Origin of the sequence: Actinotalea sp. C106 (genome assembly GCF_023630195.1) — a bacterium.
In the GTDB taxonomy this organism is placed as follows: Bacteria; Actinomycetota; Actinomycetes; order Actinomycetales; family Cellulomonadaceae; genus Actinotalea.
Genome location: NZ_JALPKN010000264.1, coordinates 1 through 4,329, shown reverse-complemented (window position 1 = coordinate 4,329; position 4,329 = coordinate 1). Strand labels below are relative to the sequence as shown.

Below are 4,329 nucleotides of genomic sequence, written 5' to 3'. Positions count from 1 at the left end.
GCCCTGCGCGCCCAGGCCCGGCTCCAGGCCGAGCAGGACGCCACCCTCCCGGCGCGGGACGCGGGACCGACGGGCTCGAGCCCGGCCGCCGTCGTGCACGAGCTCTTCGCCCCCGAGGTGATCGGCGCCCTGCCCGCCCCCGACCCCGGGGACGTGTTCCTGGACTTCGAGGGCGACCCGTTGTGGACCGAGTCCGGCGGCACGGACTGGGGCCTGGAGTACCTCATCGGCCTGGTCGAGGCCCCGGCCACGCCCGGCGCCGCCCCGGTGTTCCGCGCCTTCTGGGCCCACGACCGCGCCCAGGAGCGGCAGGCCCTCCTCGACGTGCTCGGGTACCTGGCCCGTCGTCGTGCCCAGCACCCCGGGATGCACGTCTACCACTACGCCCCGTATGAGAAGACGGCACTGCTGGGCCTCGCGGGGCGGCACGGCGTGGGCGAGGAGGCGGTCGACGACCTGCTGCGTGACGGCGTGCTGGTCGACCTCTACGCGACGGTGCGGACGAGCCTGCGCACCGGCCAGCGCTCGTACTCGATCAAGAAGCTCGAGCCCCTCTACATGCCGGCCCGCACCGGGGCCGTGACCACCGCGGGGGACTCGATCGTCGAGTACGCCGAGGCCTGCGCCCTGCGCGACGAGGGCCGCACCTCTGCCTGGGAGCAGCGGCTGCAGCAGATCGCCGACTACAACACCGACGACTGCGTCTCGACCCTGCTGCTGCGGGACTGGCTCCTCGAGGAGGCCGCCCGCCACGGGGTCCACCCGGCGCCCCGGCCCACCACCCTGGACGAGGAGCTGGCCGACGGCGGCCCGGCCCCCGAGGAGGACCCGCTCGTCCCCGCCCTGCTCGAGGCCGCCGCGGGGCTCGAGCCCCGGGACCGGAAGGCCGTCGCCATGGTCGCGGCGGCCCTCGGCTACCACTGGCGTGAGCGCAAGCCCTTCTGGTGGGGACACTTCGACCGGCTGGCGAGCCCGCCGGAGGAGTGGACCGACCCGCGCGGCACCCTCCTCGTCGAGCAGGCGAGCGTGGTCGAGGCCTGGCACCGGCGCACCCCCCGCCAGCTCCCGCGACGGCACCTGCGCCTGGTGGGCCGGCTCGAGCCCGGCAGCGAGCTGCGCCCCGGGGCAGCGGCCTTCGCGCTCTACGAGGCACCCCTGCCTGCCGGGGCCAAGACCTCGAGCACCGGGACCCGCGGCTGGACCGAACGGATCACCGTGCTCGACGTCCGCACCGAGGCCGGCCCCGACGGACCGCGGGACGTGCTGCTCGTCGAGGACGCCCTGCGCCGCGAGGAGGAGCCGCACGACCACCTGCCCATGGCCCTGTGCCCGGGCCGGCCCCCGGCGACCACCTCGATCGAGGCGGCTCTGCGCACCCTCGGCGAACGGACCCTGGCCCACCTCAGCGCGGCGGACGGACCCCCGCTGCCCGGGCACCCCGCCCTCGACCTCCTGCGACGGGTCCCGCCCCGTACCGCGAGCCCGCTGCCCCGGCCGGAGGACTCCGGGTACGTCGACGCGATCCTCGCTGCCCTGCGGGACCTCGACCACTCCTACCTGGCCGTGCAGGGACCGCCCGGCACGGGCAAGACGTACACCGGGGCGCGGGTCATCGCCCGGCTCGTGGCCGAGGGCTGGCGGATCGGCGTGGTCGCCCAGTCCCACGCCGTCGTCGAGAACCTGCTGCGGGGCGTCGCGGAGGCAGGGGTCCCCGAGCACCGCATCGGCAAGCGGCCCGCCGGGGCCGACCCCGCACCAGCGCCGTGGACCTGGCTCACCACGCCCGGGCGGTTCACCGCCTTCCACGACCAGGAGGGCGGCTCGGTGCTGGGCGGCACCGCCTGGGACCTGACCAACCCCGGACGCCTGCCCGCCACCCCCCTCGACCTGCTCGTGGTCGACGAGGCCGGGCAGTTCTCCCTCGCCGGGACCCTCGCCGTGGCCGAGAGCGCCCGCAGCCTGCTGCTGCTCGGTGACCCCCAGCAGCTCCCCCAGGTCAGCCAGGGCCGCCACCCCGAACCGGTGGACCGCTCGGCCCTGGGCTGGCTCACCGAGGGGCACGACACCCTGCCCCCCGAGCTCGGCTACTTCCTGGACCGCACCTGGCGCATGCACCCTGCGCTGTGCGCCGCGGTCTCACGCCTGGCCTACGAGGGCCGCCTCGGCAGCGAGCCCCGGACGGCGCAGCGGTCCCTCGAGGGCGTCGAGCCCGGCGTCCGCACCGAGCTGGTCCCGCACCAGGGCAACGCCATCGCCTCCCCCGAGGAGGCCCAGGCCGTGGTGCGGCTGACCCGCGACCTGGTCGGCCGGCGCTGGCAGGACCCGGCCGCCGACGTCGACCGCCCCCTCGAGCCCTCCGACGTCATCGTCGTCGCCGCGTACAACGCCCAGGTGTGGACCGTGCGCCAGGCCCTCGACGCCGCGGGGCTGGGCGAGGTGCGGGTCGGCACGGTCGACCGGTTCCAGGGCCAGCAGGCACCCGTGGTCCTGCTGACGACAGCGGCCTCGTCGGCGGACGACGTCCCGCGCGGCATGGAGTTCCTGCTCGACCGGAACCGCATCAACGTGGCGATCTCCCGCGGCCAGTGGTGCGCCGTCCTCGTGCGCTCCCCCGCCCTGACCGACCACCTGCCCGGGCGCCCCGACCTGCTCGAGGAGCTGGGGGCCTTCCTCGCCCTGGACCAGCCCGACCGCACGGACCTCGAGCCTTGGCGGTTGCGCGCCGCCCCGCGCCCCTAGGCAGATCACCCGCCGTTCCGGTTGCTGCACCCACCAGATCGACGTTGGATCTGTTCATGAGCCGTGAGCCGCAGGTCCCCCCACCTGAGCCGGCCCCGGACGGGCCCGACGCCGCGCACCAGGTCCCCGACGGGGTCGACGACGCGACCGTCGAGGCCGTCGGCCAGCTGACCGCGGCCCTCGAGGTCGTCGAGCAGGCACGCGGCATGCTCTACGGGTTCCACCGCATGACCGGCCGGGGGGACAACGACCTCGCCGCCGCCCTCGACGCCCTCGCCGAGGCCGGTCACGGGGATCTCGCCGACCGGATGCGCGCGGACCTCATGGGCCGCAACGTCCTGGCCAAGCGCTGGACCTTCCAGGTGGTCGAGGACTACGACGACCACTACTGGGAGCCCTTCCGCACCTGGGAGCGGACCGTGCGCGAGGAGCTCATGGCCGGCCGGCGCCACGTCTACGAGGCCCAGCTCAAGGAGCGCAACCGCACCCACGGCCGCGCCCACCACGAGGCCCGGCCCAAGGACGACGAGTGACCCGCCGGATGGTGTCCTGCGAAGCGGGCCGATCCCTGCTAGAACTGCACGGGCTGGACGCCGTCCCCGTCCGGAGCACGTGCCGGGCCCACACCCGGACCGCCCACCCCGACGTCGGACCTGGAGCCGCTGAGCATGGATGAGATCAAGTCCTCCCGCCCGCCTGAGGACTTCCACCAGGTCGACGAGTGGGTCCTGGACAAGGCCGGGGAGCTGACCACCCTACGGGCCTCGCTGCACCAGGCCCTCACCGGCAAGACCCTCGAGCAGGGCACCGGCCTGGGACGGATCCCCGAGAAGCTCGTGCTCGTGGCGAGCGAGCTCGCGACCAACGCCCTCAAGCACGGCATCCCGCCGACCTTCGTGCGGCTCCTGTCCAACGGCACGGACTGGTTGCTCGACGTCGCCGACCACGACGTCGACGGACGCCCCTACATCGCCGGGGAGCGGCCCCCGGGCCAGGGCGGCTTCGGCCTCTTCCTCGCCCACCAGCTGTCCCTGGACGTCGGCTGGTACCAGACCGAGGACACCAAGAACGTGTGGGCCCGCTTCGGCACCAGCTCCACCGAGGCCATCGACTCGGCCGACAAGGACGCGAACTACCTCGGGACCGTCCGCGACCCGCGCTCCGAGCCCACCCGCTGAGGGCTCGTCGAGCGGGCGATCCTCAGTTGGCCGCGAAGGCCGCCAGGCCGTAGGCGACCGAGCGGTCGAAGAGCAGCTCACGCTCGGCCGCCGTCAAGGAGGCGTCGGAGAAGAGCAGGTCCGAGATCGTGCAGATCGCCAGCGCCTGACCACCCTCGGCATCGGCCGTGGCATACAAGCCTGCAGCCTCCATCTCGACCGCGAGGGTGCCGTGGGCGACCAGGGCCTCCATCGTCTGGGGACGGTCGGCGTAGAACGCGTCCGAGGTGAAGACCGGGCCCACGTAGGCCTTGGAGGTCTTGCCCCGTCGGCGGCGCCGGCTCGGGGTGGGGTCGCTGCCAGGCGCGCTGGTCGAGCCCTTGGTCACGGTGGCGACCGTCCCGCCCGACGACGCGCCCCCCGCAGCCTGGGC

The 4,329-nt window shown here is 74.6% G+C and carries 3 protein-coding genes and 1 pseudogene; 3 read left to right on the top strand and 1 reads right to left on the bottom strand.

Translation table 11 applies throughout. The features are described from left to right. The 3 genes from L0B03_RS14495 to L0B03_RS14485 form a co-directional block, all read left to right on the top strand. Positions 1 to 2,739, top strand: a 2,739-nt coding sequence (locus tag L0B03_RS14495; protein ID WP_250447012.1) for a TM0106 family RecB-like putative nuclease, incomplete at its 5' end; no start/stop codon positions are given. 56 nt (positions 2,740 to 2,795) lie between these two features. Then, complete coding sequence (locus L0B03_RS14490) at positions 2,796 to 3,272, top strand: hypothetical protein (protein WP_250447009.1); 477 nt, start codon at positions 2,796 to 2,798, stop codon at positions 3,270 to 3,272. A 135-nt stretch (positions 3,273 to 3,407) separates the two neighbouring features. Next, positions 3,408 to 3,917: an ATP-binding protein gene (locus tag L0B03_RS14485; RefSeq protein WP_250447006.1), complete on the top strand. Its 510-nt coding sequence runs from the start codon at positions 3,408 to 3,410 to the stop codon at positions 3,915 to 3,917. A gap of 22 nt (positions 3,918 to 3,939) precedes the next feature. Here L0B03_RS14485 and L0B03_RS14480 read toward each other — a convergent pair. Then, positions 3,940 to 4,329: pseudogene (locus L0B03_RS14480) on the bottom strand (hypothetical protein); the annotation flags it as partial.

Excerpts from the sequence above, each read along its gene's own strand:
- L0B03_RS14490 (WP_250447009.1), top strand. The coding sequence starts at position 2,796 with ATGAGCCGTGAGCCGCAGGTCCCCCCACCTGAGCCGGCCCCGGACGGG.
- L0B03_RS14485 (WP_250447006.1), top strand. The coding sequence starts at position 3,408 with ATGGATGAGATCAAGTCCTCCCGCCCGCCTGAGGACTTCCACCAGGTC.